At 55.4% G+C, this 19,687-nt stretch carries 16 protein-coding genes; 9 read left to right on the plus strand and 7 right to left on the minus strand.

The genetic code is table 11. The annotated features are described in order from the left end of the window. Positions 1-38: 38 nt before the first annotated feature. The 3 genes from aroQ to M8006_RS01825 form a co-directional block, all read right to left on the minus strand. Positions 39-479 carry a type II 3-dehydroquinate dehydratase gene (aroQ, locus tag M8006_RS01815; protein WP_250079436.1) on the minus strand — a complete coding sequence of 147 codons (441 nt, stop codon included), beginning with the start codon at positions 477-479 and terminating at the stop codon, positions 39-41. Between the two features lie 125 nt (positions 480-604). Further along, complete coding sequence (locus M8006_RS01820) at positions 605-1,693, minus strand: HsdM family class I SAM-dependent methyltransferase (RefSeq protein WP_347709731.1); 1,089 nt, start codon at positions 1,691-1,693, stop codon at positions 605-607. A gap of 240 nt (positions 1,694-1,933) precedes the next feature. Next, positions 1,934-3,493: a BCCT family transporter gene (locus M8006_RS01825; RefSeq protein WP_250079438.1), complete on the minus strand. Its 1,560-nt coding sequence runs from the start codon at positions 3,491-3,493 to the stop codon at positions 1,934-1,936. A gap of 288 nt (positions 3,494-3,781) precedes the next feature. On the opposite strand from M8006_RS01825, the gene M8006_RS01830 reads away from it, so the two are divergent. The 5 genes from M8006_RS01830 (at position 3,782) to M8006_RS01850 (ending at position 9,423) form a co-directional block, all read left to right on the plus strand. Beyond that, on the plus strand, positions 3,782-5,461 hold the full coding sequence (locus M8006_RS01830) for an ATP-binding protein (RefSeq protein WP_250079440.1): 1,680 nt from the start codon (positions 3,782-3,784) through the stop codon (positions 5,459-5,461). 23 nt (positions 5,462-5,484) lie between these two features. Further along, positions 5,485-6,219, plus strand: a complete 735-nt coding sequence (locus M8006_RS01835; protein ID WP_250079442.1) for a response regulator — start codon at positions 5,485-5,487, stop codon at positions 6,217-6,219. A gap of 224 nt (positions 6,220-6,443) precedes the next feature. Beyond that, positions 6,444-7,445 carry a Bug family tripartite tricarboxylate transporter substrate binding protein gene (locus M8006_RS01840; protein ID WP_250079444.1) on the plus strand — a complete coding sequence of 334 codons (1,002 nt, stop codon included), beginning with the start codon at positions 6,444-6,446 and terminating at the stop codon, positions 7,443-7,445. Then, the gene (locus M8006_RS01845; RefSeq protein WP_250079445.1) at positions 7,445-7,897 is read left to right on the plus strand and encodes a tripartite tricarboxylate transporter TctB family protein; all 453 of its coding nucleotides are present in this window, start codon (positions 7,445-7,447) and stop codon (positions 7,895-7,897) included. Before M8006_RS01840 ends, M8006_RS01845 begins: the two co-directional genes overlap by 1 nt. Continuing rightward, on the plus strand, positions 7,897-9,423 hold the full coding sequence (locus tag M8006_RS01850) for a tripartite tricarboxylate transporter permease (RefSeq protein ID WP_250079448.1): 1,527 nt from the start codon (positions 7,897-7,899) through the stop codon (positions 9,421-9,423). Before M8006_RS01845 ends, M8006_RS01850 begins: the two co-directional genes overlap by 1 nt. A gap of 73 nt (positions 9,424-9,496) precedes the next feature. On the opposite strand, the gene azu is transcribed toward M8006_RS01850, so the two are convergent. Both azu and M8006_RS01860 read right to left on the minus strand, forming a co-directional pair. Then, positions 9,497-9,946, minus strand: coding sequence for an azurin (gene azu / locus M8006_RS01855; RefSeq protein WP_250079449.1), 450 nt, complete (start codon positions 9,944-9,946; stop codon positions 9,497-9,499). 76 nt (positions 9,947-10,022) lie between these two features. Then, positions 10,023-10,280, minus strand: coding sequence for a hypothetical protein (locus M8006_RS01860; RefSeq protein ID WP_250079451.1), 258 nt, complete (start codon positions 10,278-10,280; stop codon positions 10,023-10,025). Positions 10,281-10,513: 233 nt separating this feature from the next. Here M8006_RS01860 and M8006_RS01865 point away from each other — a divergent pair, with 233 nt between their 5' ends. The 4 genes from M8006_RS01865 (at position 10,514) to M8006_RS01880 (ending at position 17,655) form a co-directional block, all read left to right on the plus strand. Continuing rightward, positions 10,514-12,085: a type I restriction-modification system subunit M gene (locus M8006_RS01865; RefSeq protein WP_250079453.1), complete on the plus strand. Its 1,572-nt coding sequence runs from the start codon at positions 10,514-10,516 to the stop codon at positions 12,083-12,085. Then, a complete protein-coding gene (locus tag M8006_RS01870; RefSeq protein WP_250079455.1) occupies positions 12,075-13,409 on the plus strand; it encodes a restriction endonuclease subunit S in 1,335 nt (444 codons plus the stop codon). Before M8006_RS01865 ends, M8006_RS01870 begins: the two co-directional genes overlap by 11 nt. After that, positions 13,406-14,344 (plus strand): COG2958 family protein, encoded by a 939-nt coding sequence (locus M8006_RS01875; protein WP_250079457.1) that lies wholly within the window; start codon positions 13,406-13,408, stop codon positions 14,342-14,344. Before M8006_RS01870 ends, M8006_RS01875 begins: the two co-directional genes overlap by 4 nt. 89 nt (positions 14,345-14,433) lie before the next feature. Continuing rightward, positions 14,434-17,655, plus strand: a complete 3,222-nt coding sequence (locus M8006_RS01880; protein ID WP_250079459.1) for a type I restriction endonuclease subunit R — start codon at positions 14,434-14,436, stop codon at positions 17,653-17,655. Between the two features lie 18 nt (positions 17,656-17,673). On the opposite strand, the gene M8006_RS01885 is transcribed toward M8006_RS01880, so the two are convergent. Together M8006_RS01885 and M8006_RS01890 are read right to left on the minus strand one after the other, a co-directional pair. Next, positions 17,674-18,594: a metal ABC transporter permease gene (locus M8006_RS01885; RefSeq protein ID WP_250079462.1), complete on the minus strand. Its 921-nt coding sequence runs from the start codon at positions 18,592-18,594 to the stop codon at positions 17,674-17,676. Continuing rightward, on the minus strand, positions 18,591-19,685 hold the full coding sequence (locus M8006_RS01890) for a metal ABC transporter permease (protein WP_250079463.1): 1,095 nt from the start codon (positions 19,683-19,685) through the stop codon (positions 18,591-18,593). Before M8006_RS01890 ends, M8006_RS01885 begins: the two co-directional genes overlap by 4 nt. Between the last annotated feature and the right edge of the window lie 2 nt (positions 19,686-19,687).

The following is a 19,687-nucleotide window of genomic DNA, read 5'->3' on the forward strand; positions in this document are numbered from 1 at the left end:
CCAACGCGCATAGCGGGTGCCCCGGGCACCCGCTTTTTTTAATTCGTCGCACGCATAATTGCCTCCAGCGCGGCGTGGTAACCCTGCGTTCCCAAGCCTGCGATCACCCCGTCGGCGCGTAATGACACATACGAATGGTGGCGAAACGCTTCGCGCTGATGAACGTTGGAGATATGCACCTCGATCACCCTGCCATCAAAGGCGTTAAGCGCATCCAAAATAGCCACAGACGTGTGGGTATAGGCAGCGGGGTTGATGATAATCGCGCAGGTACCGTCCTCACGCGCGGCATGGATGGCATCAATGAGCTCACCTTCGTGATTGCTTTGACGGTAAACCAGCTCCCAACCGGCGAGCAGGGCTTGTTCGTGCAGCGCGTGATTCACATCCTGCAACGTTTCATCGCCGTAGATTTCCGGCTGCCGCGTGCCCAAAAGGTTAAGATTTGGCCCGTGTAGTACCAAGATTTTTTGTTGCATCGATAGCGCTCCTTTAACGTTGCGCCATCATACAAAAAAGCGGACCTGGTGACGTCAACCAGATCCACTTCATACGCGGAATGCATATCTGGCAGCTCGTGGGTAATGCCTTGAGCCTGCAAGCGTTATTGTTCGCTGACAGCCTCAAAGCTCGCTAGCGCTGAGCTGAGGTTTTCCATAATCTCTTCTGCCAACATCTCAGGCTCGGGTAAGTTTTCCAGATCCGTCATTGAGGCATCGCGGAGCCAGAAGATATCCAGGCTCGCTTTATCTCGCGCAAGCAGCTCTTCTCTATCAAAGGCCCGCCAACGACCGTCTGGCGTTTCTTCGCTCCAAGTAGGTGTGCGCTCATGGCGATTGCGAGCGTTATAGCAAGCAATAAAATCCTCTAAATGAGCGTAGGTCAGCGGTTTTTGTTTCAACGTGTGATGCACGTTAGTTCGGTAATCGTAGTACCAGACCGTAGACGTTTGTGGGTCGGGGCTGGCGGGGCGGTTATCGAAGAAAAGAACGTTAGCCTTGACACCCTGCGCATAGAAGATACCGGTGGGTAAACGCAAAATGGTGTGAAGATCTGTGGTCTGCAACAGCTTGCGGCGGATCGTTTCGCCAGCGCCACCTTCAAACAGCACGTTATCCGGCACCACCACGGCCGCTCGTCCGGTCGTCTTCAGCATCGTCCTAATATGCTGCACAAAATTAAGCTGCTTGTTCGACGTGGTCGCCCAAAAATCCTGCCGGTTGTACGTCAATTCCTCGGCTTCTTGCTCCCCTTCAGCATTGGTGAAGCTCATCGAGCTTTTCTTGCCGAAAGGCGGGTTGGCCAGCACGTAATCAAAAGTTTCATCAGACGGCGATATCAGTGCGTCGGCAGAAGACACCCGCGTTTCGCCGGTAATTTCACCGATCCCATGCAGGAACATGTTCATCAAGCAGAGTCTTCGCGTGCCCGCGACGATCTCGTTACCGAAAAAGGTCGAATGTTTGAGGAAGCTTTTTTGATCCTTGTCCAGGGCGTAATTTTTTGAGTCCGTCAGAAAGTCATGAGCCGCCAGAAAAAAACCACCCGTGCCACATGCGGGGTCGGCGATGGTTTTACCTGGCTCAGGGCGCACACACTCAACCATCGCGCGAATTAGCGCACGAGGAGTGAAATACTGGCCCGCGCCCGATTTGGTGTCTTCGGCATTGCGCTCCAGCAGGCCTTCGTAGATATCCCCTTAAAAAACTCTTTCGCATCATCATCGCGTCGGTAAGACGTTAAATAGCCTCAACGCATCCACCATGCAGACGTAAAGCGCTAAATAATGGCACTACCACCGCCGCGATGAATGAGGCGGGTTCAAGGGGAGGGCTTCGTAAAATATCAAAAGCGCCATCGGCTTTGTGCCGGTGGCGCTTTTGCGTGCTTTTGTCACCGATGGCTTAATGCGCCGCCGCTGCCCCTGAGGGGGTTACTTCTCGATGATGCCCTGCTCGCGTGCCATGGCATACGCGGCCTGCGGCCCTTTCCATAGCGATGGCAGAATAATCAACGACACCGGAATGGCGGTGATCACGATAAATTGCTGGAGCGCGCTAATTTGCCCCGCGCCCATGTAGAGCAGGATCGCCGCCATCAGCGCCATGGCAATGCCCCAAAACGCGCGAATCAGCGGGTTGGGGTTGTCGTGCCCGGCGCCGACCATGGCGATGGCGTAACTCATGGAATCACCTGTGGTGGCGACGAAAATCGTGGTCAGCAATAAAATCGCCATGGCCATCAAGGTGCCACCCGGTAGCGCTTGGGCGACCGTTAGCGTGGCGACATCAAACTGGAAGTTGTTCAGCGCCTCGGTGAGATCAATCGCACCGGTTAGCTGGTAGTAAATGCCCGAGCCGCCTAACAGCGTAAACCAGACGCTAGTGGCGATGGGGGCCAGAATCGCGACGGCGAGAATCATTTCGCGGACGCTGCGACCGCGTGAAATCCGTGCGACAAAAATTGCCATTAGCGGCGCATAGCCGATGAACCAGGCAAAGAAGAACACCGTCCACCACTGCATCCACCACGCCGGGGCGGTTTCCGCGGTCATGGTGGCCATGGTGAAAAACTCGCTCACGTAAGCGCCCATGCCCGAGGCGTAGCTATTAATCAAAAACAGCGTCGGCCCGAACAGGAAAATCACCGCGCCAATCGCCAGCGCCAAAAAGACGTTAAAGCGGCTTAGCATTTGAATGCCGCGATGCACGCCGCTCATGGAGGATGCCACGTAGACGGCGCCGAGCAGAGCCAGGATCGCCAGCTGCATCGGGTAGCCCTGCGGTAAGCCAAACAATTCGTGCAAACCGAAACTTACCTGCGTGGCCAAAAAGCCAATCGGGCCAACGGTGCCTGCCACTAGTGCAATCACGCAGCAGGCATCCACCACCCCGCCCAGCGGGCCTTGCATCAGACGCTGGCCCAAAACCGGGTAAAGCAGCGTGCGCGGCTGCAGTGGCTGGCCTTTCACGTAGTGCGCATGCGCCAGTACCACGGCGGTGAGCGACCCGAGCACCGCCCAGGCCAAAAAGCCCCAGTGCATAAACGATTGCGCCAATGCGCCGGAAACGGCCGCTTCGGTACCGGCTTCGGTATCAAAGGCGGGCGGGGTGACCACGAAGTGATACACCGGCTCGCCTGCGGCGAAAAACACGCCGCCGCCGGCAAGCAAGGTGCACAAAATAATCGATACCCACTTAAACGTGCTCATTTCGGGCGCGTCTAAGTTGCCGATTTTGGCTTTTGCCGCTGGCGTCATGGCAAGGCCGATAGCGACGAAAAAGGTAGCCAGCAGCAATAATTGAAAATACGTACCCAGGGTGATGGCCGTCCAGGCAAAACCGGTGCTGATGCTGTCAGCCACCAGGTTGATGTCGAACAGCGACAGCAGTATGAATGCTGCAATAAAGCCGATACTCAAGATCAGCACGATGGGGTCGCCCAAGGCGTGAAGCCCTCGAGGCGGGGACGTTCGTTGAGGGGATTGAGGCATTGAATACACCATTAAGCGTTAGGGGAATGTTGTTGAAGACAGTTGTTGAAGACAGTTGTCGAGGAGACGTTTCCGATAATACGGCGTAAAAAAAAGCGCCATTCATAGAATGGCGCAAAAAACGGGCGTTAGATTACCACTTTGGTAGCTAAAGGTCGAACGTCGCTATGTTGGTGCACGCATCGATACGCCGCGTCTATTCGTGGTGCCCCGTTGTGTCGGAAAGGGGGTCTTTCGTTACCAAGCGTTAATGCCATAATGATGGCTTCACTTGCCAGCGAGGCCGTCATGACCGCACCCCGCCCCCGTACGCTATCCGAATTACAGCGCTGGCGCCGTACCCGTGCCAAGCGCCGCTGGTACAAGCGCAGCTTTCGCCTCCAGGTTATGCTGCTGGTGGGGCTGCTGTTGGCGGGCATGCTATTGGCTCAGGGCACTTACCTAAATTACCGTAAAGCCGAGATTATCAGCTTACAGATGGGCGAGCGGGCCTTGGCGGTGGCCAAGACGGTGGCCGCGATGCCCGAGCTGATTGACGCCTTTGACGACGATAACCCCGCCAGCGTTATTCAGCCGCTTGCTGAGCGCGTGCGCCGCGAAACCGGTGCGCGTTACGTGGTAGTGGGCAATACGTTGGACGTGCGCTATTCCCATCCCGTCGCCGAGCGTATAGGGCTTACCATGGTCGGCGGGGACAACGCGCGGGCGCTTCAAGAAGGCAAATCGTATGTGTCCGAGGCGACCGGTACGTTAGGCACGGCGATACGCGGCAAAACGCCGGTGCGCGATGAGGCGGGCGATATCATTGGCATTGTCTCGGTTGGGTTTATGCTGGACCGCGTCGAGATGGATATCGCGCGTTACAACAGCCTGGGCTGGGGGTTGGTCGCGCTGATGATCTGTCTTGGTTTTGCCGGTGCTTACTGGCTGTCGCAGCATCTCAAGAAGGTCATTCTCGGCCTGGAACCCTACGAAATCGCCCGCCTGGCGATGGAGAAAGAGGCCATTTTGCAATCGATTCATGAGGGCATTCTGGCGGTTAACCGCGAAGGTCAGATAACCCTGGTCAATCAGCAGGCGCGGCGCTTTCTCAACCTGGACGATGATCATGTGTTGCTGGGCCAGCCGATCCGCGAGGTGGTGCCCAATTCGCGGCTGTTAGATGTGCTTAAAAATGGTAAGCAGGAGTTTGATGAGCAGATGTGGCTGGGCGATCACCCAGTAGTGGTCAACCGGATGCCCATTGTGCATGAAGGTGACATCGAGGGGGCGGTGGCAACTTTCCGCAGCCGCCGGGAGATTGTCGATCTTTCCCAGGCGCTGACCCAGGCCAGCCGCGATGTCGACATGCTGCGCGCCCAGGCGCACGAGTTTTCCAATAAGCTGTATACCATTTCAGGCTTGCTACAGCTCAAGCGCGTTGATGAAGCGCTGGCGCTGATTCACCAGGAAAATGAACGCGCTCAGGCGCAGATGAGCTTTTTAATGCGCTGTGTGGCCGATACGGTGCTCAGCGGCACGCTCATGGGTAAACTGACCCGCGCCCGCGAGCTTGGGGTGACGCTGGAGATCGATGAACAAAGCTCGCTTTCTTGCCCGCTAACACCGACGGGTCAAGAGGTCATGATGAGCGTGGTGGGCAACTTACTGGATAACGCTTGCTATGCGGCGTTACATGGGCCGAACGACCCGCCGCGCGTGCGGTTGTTTTTCACCGATTTGGGCGAGCAGTTGCTGATTGAGGTCGAAGATAACGGGCCCGGTGTGGCCCCCGAGCACGTCGAGTCGATTTTCAGCGACGGTTTCTCAACCAAAACCGGCCAGCACCAGGGCATTGGCTTGGCGCTGGTGGCGCGGCTGAGTCGACAGCACGGCGGCACGGTCACGCTGGAAGACAGCGAACTCGGCGGGGCGTGCTTTATCGCCGTGCTGGATCGTTCGCTGTGTGCTCACATATCATCACAATAACGACGCCAGTGAGGGGAGCGACGATGTCGGCGAATGAGTACGGTATTTTGGTAGTGGAAGACGATTTTCGCATCGCCGATATCCACCGCGCTTTCATTGAGCAAAGCGAGGGGTTTGCCGCGGTCGCGGTTGCCCGCAATGGGGCCGAAGCTCGCGAGCAGATGGCGCGCCATGCAGCCAACATTCAGCTGGTCTTGCTGGATGCTTATCTTCCCGATGTAGAGGGGCTGGAACTGCTTTGGGCGCTGCGACGCGATTACGTGCATGTTGACATCGTCATGGTAACGGCCGCCCGTGAAGTGGACACCATCAGCGAGGCGTTGCGCGGCGGGGTGTTTGACTACCTTATTAAGCCCATCGAAGCTGGCCGCATGCAGCAGATGCTGACCCGCTTTCGCCGCGAGCGTGAAGCCTTGGCTAACCGGGCCGAAATGAATCAGGCTGAGCTCGACCAGGTGCTGGCCCGCACGCAGCCAGCAAAAGCCAATCCGGCTAGCGGGCGTAGCCTGCCCAAAGGTATCGACCGGCTGACGTTGCGCTCGGTGGTGGAAGCACTCAAGCAAGCTTCTGACCCGCTGGCCGCCACGCAGGTAGCACGTGCGATGGGGGCTAGCCGTTCCACCGCACGCCGCTATTTAGAGTTTTTGGTATCGGTGCAGGTGGTAGAAGCCGAATTGGGCTACGGCGATGTGGGTAGGCCCGAGCGGCGTTATCGTTTGCAAACGGATGCTTACGGCTGGCTGGAAGGCCTGGAATAGGCACTAAAAAACCCTCATATATCCCTGATAAATCCCTTAAGGGCACTGCCGTGAACACAATGAACAAAATGGCCACAATGCTCTTTTTGTGCTTTATGTTCACAAGCTTGTCGCTAGGGTCTGCCTTCTTCTAACGTTCTCAGTGTGACGCACGATGCATCACCACAATACGCATCATCACAACGCGCATCACTACAAAAACAGATTGAAACGTGGAGAACGTTATGACGCTCAAGCCTTCCTTAAAGTACGTAACCTTGCTGGCCCTTCCGCTAGCTGCCGCAACCACTTTTTCCAGTACTGCCGCTGCGTTCGAACCCGAAGGCAAGGTCGAGTGTATCGCGCCGTCCGACCCAGGCGGCGGTTGGGACTTTACTTGCCGCAGCGTGGGTAACGTCATGCAGGACCTCGACCTGGTACCGGCCAATGTGCAGACCATTAATATGGCCGGCGCCGGCGGCGGTGTGGCGTTTGCCCATACCGTGAGCAAGCGCGCCGGTGACGACCATCTGCTGGTAGCCGCGTCCACGGCGACCACCACACGCCTGGCTCAAGGGCAGTTCCCCGGGCTTAACGCGGATATGGTCAACTGGGTCGGTGCGCTAGGCGCAGACTACGGCATTATCGCTGTGGCCGACGATTCCGAGATCGATGACCTCAACGAACTGATGGACGCGCTCAAGGAAGATCCGCGCAGCGTCAAGTTCGCTGGCGGTAGCGCCAAGGGCGGCTGGGATCATCTTAAAGTGTTGATTGCCGCTCAGGCCGCTGACGTCGAGAACCTTCCGCGCATTGCGTATCTTTCCTATAACAACGGCGGCGAAGCGCTAACCCAGGTGATCGGTGGGCATGTCGATGCCTTTACTGGCGATATCACCGAAGCGCAAGGGTTCATGGAATCCGGTGACCTGCGCGTTCTGGCGGTGCTCTCCGAGGAGCGTCTACCCGGCGATCTGTCTGATATCCCGACCGCTCGTGAGCAAGGCATTGACGCCTTGGGCCCTAACTGGCGCGGTTTTTATATGCCAGCAGATATCTCCGAAGACGCTGAGACGTACTGGACCGATGCCATGGACACCATCTACCAGAGCGAAGAATGGAAGAATGTCATGACGCAGAACGGCTTGATGCCTTTCCACATGACGGCGGGTGAGTTCGAAGACTTCGTTCACAACCAGATCGATGACATTGAGCAGCTGTCTAAAGATATCGGGCTGATTAAGTAATGACCTTCAACGACCGCATCTTTGGGGTCTTGATGATCGTCCTGGCCGTCGCGTACGGCTGGGGCGCGACTCAGTTCCCGGAGCCGTTTGGTGGGGCCGAGGCCGTCGGCCCCGACACTTTTCCCAAGTTGCTGGCCGTAGTGCTGGCCATTTCCAGCCTGTATCTGATCGTTCGGCCTGACCCCGACCACGCCTGGCCCTGGAGCCGAACCGGTATCGAGCTGATCATCGCCGTGGTGGTATTGATTCTCTACGCCCTGTTGCTTCAGCCGTTGGGTTTCATTATCAGCACCACGCTTGCCGTGGGAACGCTTTGCTGGCGCATGGGCTCGCGTCCGGTCAACGCCTACATCACCGGGGCCGTCTCCGGGGTGGTGGTGTACTTCCTGTTTAGCTTTGCGCTGGATCTTGCCTTACCGCTGGGTCTGCTGTCATTCCTGGAGGTGAACTGATGGAAACGCTCGGTTACCTGATGGATGGTTTCGGCGTTGCGCTGCAGCCCCATAACCTGATGTTTGCCCTGTTGGGGGCTTTTCTGGGCACCTTGATTGGCGCCTTGCCGGGGCTAGGCCCGGCTAACGGCGTGGCTATTTTGATTCCGCTGGCGTTCAGTTTGGGACTCGCGCCGGAAACTGCCCTGATCATGCTGACCTCGGTATATGCCGGTGCCATGTACGGCGGGCGTATTTCGTCGATCCTGCTCAATATTCCCGGTGATGAACCGGCCATGATGACGTGTCTGGACGGTTACCCCATGGCCCAGAAGGGCAAGGCGGCCGAGGCGTTGGCGATCTCTGCCGTCGCCTCCTTCATCGGGAGTTTGGTGGCCACTGTGGGCCTGATTTTGCTGGCGCCGATGCTGGCTAAATTCGCCCTGACGTTCGGCCCGGCGGAATATTTTGCGCTCTTCCTGCTGGCGTTCGCCACCTTGGGTGGCATCACCGGCAAGAATCCCGTCAAAACGGTGGTCGCGGCCAGTATCGGCCTGATGATTGCGACCGTAGGGATCGATAACACCGGCGTGCAGCGCTATACCTTCGGCGTGCTCGAACTCTTCGAAGGCGTGGACTTCATTATCGCCATTGTCGGTCTGTTTGCCATTTCCGAGCTGATGTTCTTCATCGAGGATCGAGCCGGTGGCGGCAAGGAGAAGATGAAGGTCAACAAGCTCACGCTGTCCTGGAAGGACATCCGCGAGATTTTGCCCTCGAGCCTGCGTGGCGGGGTGCTTGGCTTCATCGCCGGGGTATTGCCGGGCGCTGGTGCTTCTTTGGGTAGCTTCGTCGGCTACACCCTGGAAAAGAAGGTCGTTGGCAAGAAAGGCTATTTTGGGCAAGGTGACCCGCGTGGTGTGGCCGGCCCCGAGGCGGGTAACAATGGCGCCTCCAGCGGTGCGTTGGTGCCCATGTTAACGTTAGGCGTGCCGGGTAGCGGTACCACGGCGGTGCTGTTGGCGCTGTTGATTTCGCTCAACATCACGCCGGGGCCATTGATGTTCACCCAGAACGCCGACATTGTTTGGGGCGTGATTGCGGCACTGTTGATCGGTAACTTCTTGTTGCTGGTACTCAACATTCCGTTAGTGGGCATCTTCGTCAAGCTGCTGTCGGTGCCACCAATGTACCTGTTGCCGATCGTCACCATGATCGCTTTCGTGGGTATCTACTCGATCAGTAACACCACCTTCGATCTCTATTTCATGGTGGCATTCGGGGTGGGCGGTTACATACTGCGCAAGCTGGAGATCCCGCTGGTGCCGGTGATACTCGGCCTGCTGTTAGGGCCCGAGATGGAGAAAAACCTGCGCCATGCCATGGATATCTCCGATGGTGATTGGATGATTCTGTGGGACAGCGGTTTGGCCATTGGCCTGTGGATTTTCGCGGGGCTGGGCTTGATCTTGCCCTATATCGTCGGACCCTTGCTGCGCCGTCGGATGCAAAATCCGATCGAAGAAGGCACACCAGGAAGCGATTGATACACAACACGTGCCATCCTGAAAACGGGGCGTCGATGACAGTCGGCGCCCCGTTTTTTATGGACTGTTAAAATTATTCGACCAGCGTAACGCTGCCACGCATCGCCGTGGAGTGGCCTGGGAAGCTACAGAAAAAGGTGTAATCTTTGCCTTCTTCCAGATCAGCGACATCGAACGTGGTTGAGCTGCTCTCTCCACCGCCAATCAAATCCGTGTGCGCAATGATGCGATCATCCTCAGTGGGCAGGTAGTCATTGTCGAGGCCCGCGGCGATGCCAGCAGTCGTGATGCCACTAACATCGCTCTCTTTGGTCAACACCCAGTTATGGCCCATGCTGGAAATTCCCATACTGCCGATATGTTGCAAATTAACCGTAAAGGTCTCACAGCTTTTGCTGATCTCGATGGCATCGGTATCAAACGTCATTTTATCGGTAGCGGCGACATCTACTTCACACTCTGCCGCCAATGCAGGCAGGCTGGCGAACGATAGCAGGATGGCGGCGGCAAATTTAAACGGCATAAAAAATACCTCTCGCGCTTAGTTGGTAATGAGATTCATTCATAACATACTTTTCGATTGGGTGCGATGCTTTGAGTCATGGCCTGGCTGTTTTAAGCCCAAAATGCTGTGCAAAGGGCCGTAGATCAACCAGGCGCTTGCCGAATACCGGGTAGAGGAGGGTGTGGGAGTGCAGGGGTTCGCCTCTCACGTAGTGCGCATGCGCCTTCTGCTCAATCCCCGACACTTTGGCCAACCGAGGATAAACCCGGTACTCCACACCTTGATGCAGAAGCTCATGCAGCTTGCGGTCTCTGGCAGGCAGGCCGATCTGGTGCCAGAAACCTGATGCCAAGGCTTTAGTCGGCTGGTATTAGGTGAGCTGGATATTCATGGTGTTTTATCATTTGATATTTTAGTGATATATCAAATGACATACCTCTTGCCTGCTCAGACGTAAAGCGAGATGAGCGCTAAAGAAGGCATTCAGGAGTTGCTCTACCGAGAGGCTGTCTGTATTCGCTATACTCCCTCACATTTTTCCCGGCACTTGTGTCGGGCTCCATATTCAGCAAGGCAGTTATCAGAATGGCAAAAGCGCAGGCAAAAAAAGGGGCCGTCAAAGGCTTCGAAGAGTCCCTTTGGGACAGCGCCAACAAGCTACGCGGTAGCGTGGAGTCGGCGGAATACAAGCACGTGGTGCTGAGCCTGATCTTTTTGAAGTTCATCAGCGATAAGTTCGTGCAGCAGCAGAAGAAAGTCGTGCAAGAGTTTGGCGCGGAATACGTCGATATGGTGGATTTCTACGCCAAGGACAATGTCTTCTACCTGCCGGAAGAGGCACGCTGGGAGCACATCCAGAAACACGCCAAGCAGGACAATCTGGCGTTGGTGATCGACACCGCCATGAGCACGGTGGAGAAGAACAACGCCCAACTGGCCGGTGCCTTGCCGGATAACTACTTCTCGCGGCTTGATCTGACAGCCAGCAAGCTCGGCTCGTTGATCGACACCATCGACAATATCGAGACCATTGCCAATGAGCAGCATAAGAGCAAAGAAGATATTGTTGGGCGAGTCTACGAGTACTTTTTAGGTAGGTTCGCGGCCAACGAAGGACAGCGCGGTGGTGAGTTCTACACACCCAAGAGCGTGGTCAATCTGCTGGTCGAGATGCTCGAACCCTATCAGGGTAAGATTTATGACCCCTGCTGTGGGTCTGGCGGGATGTTTGTTCAGTCGCTCAAGTTCATTGAAGAGCATAAGGGAAATCGCCGGGAAGTCTCTGTCTATGGGCAGGAGTACGCCAACACCACCCGCAAGCTGGCCAAGATGAACCTCGCCATTCATGGCATTTCAGGCAATCTGGGGGAAGCGGCGGCGGACAGCTTTTTTCGCGATCAACACCCCGATCTAAAGGCTGACTTCATCCTGGCAAATCCGCCCTTTAACCAGAGCCAGTGGCGCGCGCCCGCCGAGCTGACCGATGACCCGCGCTGGGCTGACTATGACGTGCCGCCCACCGGTAACGCTAACTACGCCTGGATTATGCACATGCTCTCGAAGCTGAGCCACCAGGGGGCGGCGGGTTTCGTCATGGCCAATGGCTCGATGAGCTCGAACACCAGCGGTGAGGGCAAGATTCGCCAGCAGCTCATTGAGGATGACCTGGTCGAGTGCATGATCGCGATGCCCGGTCAGCTCTTCTTCACCACTCAGATTCCGGTCTGCCTGTGGTTTCTCACTAACAGCAAGAAGGCCAACGCGGCCAAAGGCTACCGCAACCGCGAGGATGAAACGCTGTTTATCGACGCCCGCCAGATGGGCACCATGATCAGCCGTAAGCAGAAAGACCTGACCGATGACGATATCGCTACCATTGCCCGTACTTTCCACGCCTGGCGCGGCCAGCCGGAAGCCGGTGCTTATGAAGATATCGCCGGTTTCTGCAAAAGTGCGAGCTTCGATGAGATCAAAAGCCATGACTTCGTACTGACGCCCGGCCGCTACGTTGGCGCCGCTGAAATTGAAGACGACGGTATTCCGTTCGAGACCAAGATGAGCGAACTGACGGCCAAGCTGGGCGAGCAGTTGGCTGAATCGGCAGCGCTGGAAAAGCAGATCAGAAAGAATCTGGCAGGGTTGGGTTATGAACTCTGATTGGTTAGAAATTCAGCTAGGCGATTTTTTAGAGTTAAAAAGGGGTTACGACCTCCCTATTAAAAGACGTATAGCAGGTGGTGTTGAAGTTATTTCATCATCCGGGCCTAGCGGTTTGCACTATGAAGCGAAGGTGAAAGGGCCAGGTGTAGTGACTGGCCGATATGGCACTATTGGTAAAGTCTTTTATTCCGAACGTGATTTCTGGCCTCTCAATACAACGCTGTATGTGAAAGACTTCAAGGGAAATCATCCAGAGTTTGTTTATTATTTTTTAAAGACGTTGGATTATTTGCAGTATAGCGACAAGGCTGCAGTGCCAGGAGTGAACCGGAATCATCTTCACAAGGCTTGGGTAAGAGTACCTTCAAATGTTGCGGATCAAATAAGAATAGCCAAGATGTTGTCGGTTTTAGATCGCAAGATAACCCTCAACACCCAAATCAACCAAACCCTTGAACAGATGGCGCAGGCCCTGTTCAAAAGCTGGTTTGTCGATTTCGATCTGGTGATCGATAACGCGCTGGAAGCGGGCAACCTCATCCCCGAACCGCTGGCCGAGCGCGCCGCGCGGCGGCAAGCGATGTGGGCTGCAGACCATGAGACAGCACCCGCGCGCCTGCCTGCCGAGACGCGGCGACTGTTTCCGGATCGGTTTGAGGAAGACGAAGTGTTGGGGTGGGTGCCGGTAGGGTGGAAAGCAACTCGGCTTTCAGACATAAGTACAGAGCTTCGTAGAGGCATTTCTCCAAAATATATTGAAGAAGGTGGGATTCGAGTCGTCAATCAAAAATGCATTCGGCATCACGAGGTAAATTTCTCCCTATGCAGGCGAAATGATCCTGGCGCGAAAAAGGTGGATGGGCGCTTTTTGGAATTGGGAGACTTATTGATTAATTCGACCGGTACCGGAACATTGGGACGTATAGCAATGGTGGAGCAGTTGCCAGAGCCTACGGTTGTTGATTCCCATGTGACGGTAGTTCGCGCTGATCCAAAAGTATATCCAAAGCATGTTCTTGCCCAGCAAATGATTTTTCTTGAGCCGCATGTGACTGCGTTAGGTGAGGGGAGTACAGGACAAACGGAACTGTCTCGAAAGATGGTGGCGGATACGCCGATTGTTATGCCCGAGTTTAAATGTCTTGAGCAACTGGAAGCTAAAATTAATGTATTTTCTCAGGCTCGCTCACAAAACCGGAACCAAGTGGAAGTACTAACCCAACTCCGGGACACTCTGCTACCCAAACTTTTGTCCGGCGAACTCCAGCTCCAAGAGGCCGAAGCTGTCGTCGAAAATGCCCTGGAGGCCGAAACCGTATGAGTCAGCCTACCCGCGCTCAGATGATCATTGAGACACTTAAAGCCTGCCCGGAACAAAAATTTACAGCACGGGAGCTGGCTCTGAAGTTTCTCGAGCGCTATCCAGAAGCAATGGCGCAGAAACAGCAGAACCCCAATTACGCCACCGAGGAGAAGCTGATTACCCAGGTGGCAGCGGAAATTGGCGGCGATCGCACGGTAAAAGCCAAGCAACTGTGTGCCAATGTGGCGACCCGCGATAAGCCGCGTCCGCGCCTCTACTACTGGGAGCCACAACCGGAGGCAGTCGAAGCGCTGGCGGAGACGCCGGTGCCTGAGCCTGCCCCGGTGGCCGCGCCTTCGCCAAGCCTTGAAGAGACGCTTAGCGAGCAAGCGCTCTATCCGCTGCTGATCGATTTTCTCCATCAGGAACTGGGCTTGCAGTGCCAGCGCATCGACGAGAAGACCTCCAAGAACAGCAAAGGCAAAAACGGCAACCAGTGGCTGCACCCGGATATCGTCGCGCTACAGCCGATCGATAAAGGGTGGCATCAGGCCGTGCGTGACTGTGTGCGCCACGGCAGCGACAGCGCGATACGGCTATGGTCGTTCGAGGTCAAGAAAGCGCTCTTACCCGGCAATGTGCGCCAATGTTTCTTTCAGGCCGTTTCCAACTCCAGCTGGGCGCACTTTGGTTACCTTGTAGCAACCGAGCTGGGGGATGTCGAAGAGGAGCTTCAGATGCTCTGCGCGCTGCACGGTATCGGCGTGCTGCTGCTCAATACGGAGTCCCTATTCGATAGCCAAATTCTCATTCCTGCGCGTGAAAAGCTCGCCGTGGATTGGCAGTCGGTCAATCGTATCGTTGAGGAAAACCGCGATTTCTATCACTTCATCGAGCAGGTGGGGATCTATCAGCAGACCGGCAAGCTGACCAAGAGCGTGTGGAACAAATAGCGATAAGTACCCAGTTTGAGAACGGCCATCAAAGCAAGATTCTATTAGCCGATCATGATAAGTTGAGTTAAAAAACACGGCGTTACTGCATGAAGTTTACCGAAGCGAAGCTGGAAGCTGCGATTATTGCCCTACTTGGCGAGCAGGGCTACCCCCACCGGTTGGGTGCGAACATTGAGCGCGCGCCGGATGACGTGCTGATCGAAGACGATCTGCGCGCTTTTTTGTATACGCGCTATGGAGATGCGGGGATAACCACTGGCGAGATCGACACCATCATCGCCCGGCTTCGGGGGCTATCGCCAGGGGATCTTTATGAGAGCAATAAAACCTTCTGTCGCTGGCTTTCGGATGGCTTTTTACTCAAGCGTGAAGATCCGACCCAGAAGGATCTTTATGTTCAGCTTTTCGATGATACGGGGCTTGAAGCCCTTGGTGCCCAGCCTGAAGCTGAACCGCTGACACAGGTAGCCGAGGCGCCGAATACGTACACGGCAGATACCAACCGCTATGCGCTGGTCAGCCAGATGAAGATTGAGGGTAAGGAAAATATCCGTATCCCCGATGCAATTCTTTATATCAACGGCCTACCGCTGGTGGTGTTTGAGTTTAAAAGCGCCATTGGAGAGCATCAGACCTCTCTTCATGAAGCCTACAAGCAGCTCACCGTTCGTTACCGGCGCGATATTCCGCAGCTTTTTGTCTTCAACGCCTTATGCGTTATCAGTGATGGCGCGAATTCACGAATGGGTAGTCTCTTTGCGCCCTACGAGTTTTTCTACAGTTGGCGCAAAGTGAATGGCTTTGAACCCATCGATACGAACGGCATCGATTCGCTGCATAGCATGCTGAAAGGGCTGTTCGACCAAGACCGATTGCGGCTGGTGCTGCGCGATTTCATCTTCTTTCCAGATAAATCGCATCAGGATGAGAAGATTGTCTGCCGTTATCCGCAGTTCTATGCGGTCAACAAACTTTATCACAGCATCATGGCCGCGCAGCGCCCGGCGGGTGATGGCAAGGGTGGCACCTACTTCGGTGCCACTGGCTGCGGCAAAAGCTTCACTATGCAGTTTCTCGCCCGGCGCTTAATGAAGAGTCTGGCATTTGAAAGCCCAACCATTGTGCTGATTACCGACCGCACCGATCTGGATGATCAGCTCTCAAGGCAGTTCACCAATGCGCGCGGCTATATTGGCGATAACACCATTGTTGAAGTGCAAAGCCGTGCACACCTGCGCGAGCAGCTTGCTGGACGGCGAAGCGGCGGTGTGTTTCTTACCACGATCCACAAGTTCACCGAAGATACGCAGCTTCTGACCGAACGCAGCAACGTGGTGTGTATCTCGGATGAAGCGCACCGCAGCCAGGTCAATCTTGATCAAAAGGTGCAGATCACCGAGAAAGGCGTGCGCAAGGCTTACGGTTTCGCCTTTTATCTGCACCGTTCGTTGCCCAACGCGACATTTGTGGGTTTTACCGGCACACCGATCGACGCCACGCTGGATGTTTTCGGTGAGGTGGTCGACAGCTACACCATGAGCGAGTCGGTTAACGATGACATCACTGTGCGTATTGTCTATGAAGGCCGTGCTGCCAAGGTTACGTTAGATGATGCCCGGCTGCGCGAGATCGAAAGCTACTACGAGGAGTGTGCCAAGGCGGGAAGCAATGAGCATCAGATCGAGGAAAGCAAAAAAGTGATGGCCTCGATGAATTCGATTCTGGGCGATCCGGATCGTATTCGGGTGCTAGCCGAAGACTTCGTGGCTCACTACGAACGCCGCCTGGAAGAGGGCTCGACCGTATGTGGCAAGGCGATGTTTGTCTCTAGCAGCCGTGAGATTGCCTGGCTACTCTACCAGGACATCAAGGCGATACGGCCCGAGTGGTTTGAGATCAAGGCTTTTGAAGAAGGTAGCGACCCAACATCAGCGGAACGCGAGAAGCTCAAGCCGATGGCACGGGTCAATCTTGTCATGACTCGTGGCAAAGACGATGAAAAAGCGCTTTACGATCTGCTGGGCAGCAAGGAGTACCGTAAAACGTTGGATCAGCAGTTTAAAAAGGAAAAGTCTAACTTCAAGATCGCCATCGTAGTGGATATGTGGCTAACCGGCTTTGATGTGCCGAGTTTGGATACGCTTTATATCGACAAGCCTGTTCAGCGCCATAACCTGATCCAGACTATCTCTCGGGTTAATCGCAACTACGCGGATAAAAATAAGGGCTTGGTGGTCGACTACATCGGTATCAAGCGTCAGATGAATCAGGCGCTTGCCCAGTTTTCAAAGGCTGATGAAACCAGCTTCGAGGATATTCAGACCTCTCTGATCGCCGTGAAAAATGATCTGGATCTGCTGGCTAAGCTGATGCATGGCTTCAATGATAGCGACTACTTCAAAGGTGAGCCCCTAGCGCAGCTTGACTGCCTCAACCGCGCTGCTGAGTTTGTACTAAGTGTAGGCAAGCGTGAGAAACGCTTCATGGCGCTGGTCAAGCGGCTAAAGGCAGCCTACGACGTTTGTTGTGGCAGTGAGAGGCTGAGCCAAGCTGAGCGCGACCGAGTTCACTTCTATCTGGCTGTGCGCTCAATCGTTTACAAGTTGACCAAGGGCGATGCGCCGGATACTGCACAGATGAATGCCAGGGTGAGGGAAATGATCAGCGATGCGCTGCGCGCCGATGGTGTCGAAGCGGTTTTCGCGTTGGGAGAAGAAAGCAACGATACGATTGATATCTTCGACGAGGATTATCTGGCTCGCCTGGAGAAGATCAAGCTCCCCAATACCAAGATTGAATTGCTTAAACAGTTGTTGGCAAAAGCCCTCAATGAGCTGAAAAAAACCAACCAACATAAGGCGATTGAGTTCTCGAAGAAGTTTCGCTCGCTGGTTGAGCTTTATAACGAGCGAAAAGAGGAAGATGCCTTCACTAGCGAGGTTCATCAGGAAGCCGTCGATAGCTTTTTGGAACTAATGACAACGCTCAAACAGGAGATGGGGTCGTTCGAGGAATTGGGTATTACGGTTGAAGAGAAAGCGTTTTACGACATCCTCAAGGCAGTCGCTGTCAGATATCAGTTTGCTTATCAAGAAGCGCGGCTGTTAACGCTCGCAGCAGACGTCAAAGCGGTTGTTGATGACAAGACAAAATATCCTGACTGGAACAATCGTCAGGATATCAAGGCGGCGCTTCGCGTTGAGCTGATTATGCTGCTATCTAAAAATGGCTATCCGCCGGTAACCCATGCCGAAGTCTATCGGGATGTGTTTGAGCAGGCGGAAAACTTCAAACAGCACCGCCTCTAACCTCCGTTGCTCAAAGCCTTAGCGCAACGGAGGCGGCTCTACAGGTGCCTCGCGGGCGCGGCGGCGTTTCATGTATTGGGTGATCAAGCCGTAGCGCGGCCCGGCGAGGAAGGCGAGTATCAGGAACACGCCGGTCATTACCGCCATCATGCCGCCGATCGACACGTTCAGGTAAACGGCGAGATAATAGCCGGAAATGCTGGCGGCAATCGAGATGAGGGCGCCGATGATAAACATCATCCACAGGCGGTCGGTAAGTAGGTACGCGGCGGAGGCAGGCACAATGGCAAAAGCGATAAACAGCACCGCACCCACCGCATCAAAGGCGGCGACGGCGGTGGAACTGGTGAGCATCAGCATCACATAGAAGAGAATGGTTGGCATAAAACCGAAGGTTTTCGCCAGCGCCGGGTCGAAGGTGGCAAGTTTTAGCTCTTTGTAGAACAGGCCGATAAACGCGTAGTTAAGCAGCGTCATGATGCTCATCGAAACGAGTGCCTGGGGAATGGGCAGGCCAAACAGGTCAATGGTATCCAGCCAGACAAAGCCGATCTCGCCAAGCAGGACGGTGTGGGTATCGATATGCACATCGTGGGCGTAGACATTGAGCAACAGCACGCCGATGGAGAACAGTGCGGGGAACACCAGGCCGATGGCGGCATCCTGTTTTACCCGCCTGGTGTTGGCCAGTGCCTCGGTGAGGAACACGGTTAATAACCCGGTTAATGCGGCGCCTACCAGCTGCACGGGCCCGCTTTGCTGTTTTGTCAGCAGCCAGACAATCACAATACCAAAGACAATCGAGTGGCTAATCGCATCAGAGAGCATGCTGTTGCCGCGCAGTACGAGAAAAGTACCCACCGCGGAAGAAGCGATGCCCACCATGGCACCGACCAGGATAATGGGCAGGGCCGTGTTGGTCAGTAACTCAGCGATCATGTCGCGACCTCCTTGAAGGCAGCGACTACCTGTTTCGCTGCTTTTTCTCCCCGCGACGTTAACGCCCATCTCGTTCCATCGTCAGGGGAGCGTGCAAGGTAGCCTTGGCGTTTAAGTTGACTCAGCACCCTGCGCGCACCGAACGTTGCGCGATCATGTCGGGCGGCAGAGGGATGTTTGTAAAGTGCGTAGAGCAGTTGCTGTTTCTGCAGCGCTTCTTTTTGGCGGTAATGCTTGATGATGCCCCAGAGCAGGCCACGTCCGGGGGCGAGCGCCAGCGAGATAAGTACAATGGCCGTTGCACTGAGAATGATCAGCGGGCCGGTCGCCAGGCCGTGCGATAAGGTGCTGATGGTGGCCCCCGAGACGCCACTGACAATACCGATGCCAGCGGCAATGACCAGCATCCCACCCAAGTGACGGCTCCACTGACGGGCCGCCGCCGCCGGTGCCACGATCATAGCGGCCATTAATATTACGCCAACCATTTGCAGGCCGACCACCACCGCGAGCGCCACCATGGAGGTGAGCACGGCTTCGATGGCGGTGGTCGGCATGCCGAGGGTGCGGGCGAACTGCACATCGAAAGTGACCAGCTTGGCCTGTTTCCAGAAGATGGCGAGCAGCGTGAGTGTGACAAGGGTGATACCGCCCATTATCCAGAGATCCGAACGCAGCGTCGCGGCGGCCTGGCCGAACAGAAACGCTTCAAGCCCGCCTTGGGAGGCGTTGTTGGTGCTCTGGATATAGGTCAGCAGCACGATGCCGATGGCAAAGAAAATGCTTAAGCAGATCCCGAGCGCCGCATCAGTTTTCAGGCGGCTTTGACGGGTCAGTAACAGCATCGTCAGCGCGGCTAACGAGCCGGTGACCAGTGAACCAATGATCACCCCGCCGATATCGCGGCTACCGGTGATGATGAAACTCAAACACACGCCGGGCAGTGCCGCATGAGAGATGGCGTCGCCGAGCAGGCTCTGACGGCGTAACACCGCAAAACAGCCCAATGGGCCGCTGATCAGCCCCAGCAGAGAGGCACCGATCACCACGTTTTGAAAAGTGTAGTCAGACAGAAGGTCGAGCCACTGCATCA

This window comes from Halomonas llamarensis (assembly GCF_023555005.1).
In the GTDB taxonomy this organism is placed as follows: Bacteria; Pseudomonadota; Gammaproteobacteria; order Pseudomonadales; family Halomonadaceae; genus Vreelandella; species Vreelandella llamarensis.

Bases quoted from the DNA above. Each gene is read 5' to 3' on its own strand.
- aroQ (WP_250079436.1), bottom strand. From the start codon at position 479: ATGCAACAAAAAATCTTGGTACTACACGGGCCAAATCTTAACCTTTTG.
- M8006_RS01845 (WP_250079445.1), top strand. From the start codon at position 7,445: ATGACCTTCAACGACCGCATCTTTGGGGTCTTGATGATCGTCCTGGCC.
- M8006_RS01840 (WP_250079444.1), top strand. From the start codon at position 6,444: ATGACGCTCAAGCCTTCCTTAAAGTACGTAACCTTGCTGGCCCTTCCG.
- azu (WP_250079449.1), bottom strand. From the start codon at position 9,946: ATGCCGTTTAAATTTGCCGCCGCCATCCTGCTATCGTTCGCCAGCCTG.
- M8006_RS01850 (WP_250079448.1), top strand. From the start codon at position 7,897: ATGGAAACGCTCGGTTACCTGATGGATGGTTTCGGCGTTGCGCTGCAG.
- M8006_RS01865 (WP_250079453.1), top strand. From the start codon at position 10,514: ATGGCAAAAGCGCAGGCAAAAAAAGGGGCCGTCAAAGGCTTCGAAGAG.
- M8006_RS01825 (WP_250079438.1), bottom strand. From the start codon at position 3,493: ATGCCTCAATCCCCTCAACGAACGTCCCCGCCTCGAGGGCTTCACGCC.
- M8006_RS01890 (WP_250079463.1), bottom strand. From the start codon at position 19,685: ATGCAGTGGCTCGACCTTCTGTCTGACTACACTTTTCAAAACGTGGTG.
- M8006_RS01830 (WP_250079440.1), top strand. From the start codon at position 3,782: ATGACCGCACCCCGCCCCCGTACGCTATCCGAATTACAGCGCTGGCGC.
- M8006_RS01880 (WP_250079459.1), top strand. From the start codon at position 14,434: ATGAAGTTTACCGAAGCGAAGCTGGAAGCTGCGATTATTGCCCTACTT.
- M8006_RS01885 (WP_250079462.1), bottom strand. From the start codon at position 18,594: ATGATCGCTGAGTTACTGACCAACACGGCCCTGCCCATTATCCTGGTC.
- M8006_RS01875 (WP_250079457.1), top strand. From the start codon at position 13,406: ATGAGTCAGCCTACCCGCGCTCAGATGATCATTGAGACACTTAAAGCC.
- M8006_RS01870 (WP_250079455.1), top strand. From the start codon at position 12,075: ATGAACTCTGATTGGTTAGAAATTCAGCTAGGCGATTTTTTAGAGTTA.
- M8006_RS01835 (WP_250079442.1), top strand. From the start codon at position 5,485: ATGTCGGCGAATGAGTACGGTATTTTGGTAGTGGAAGACGATTTTCGC.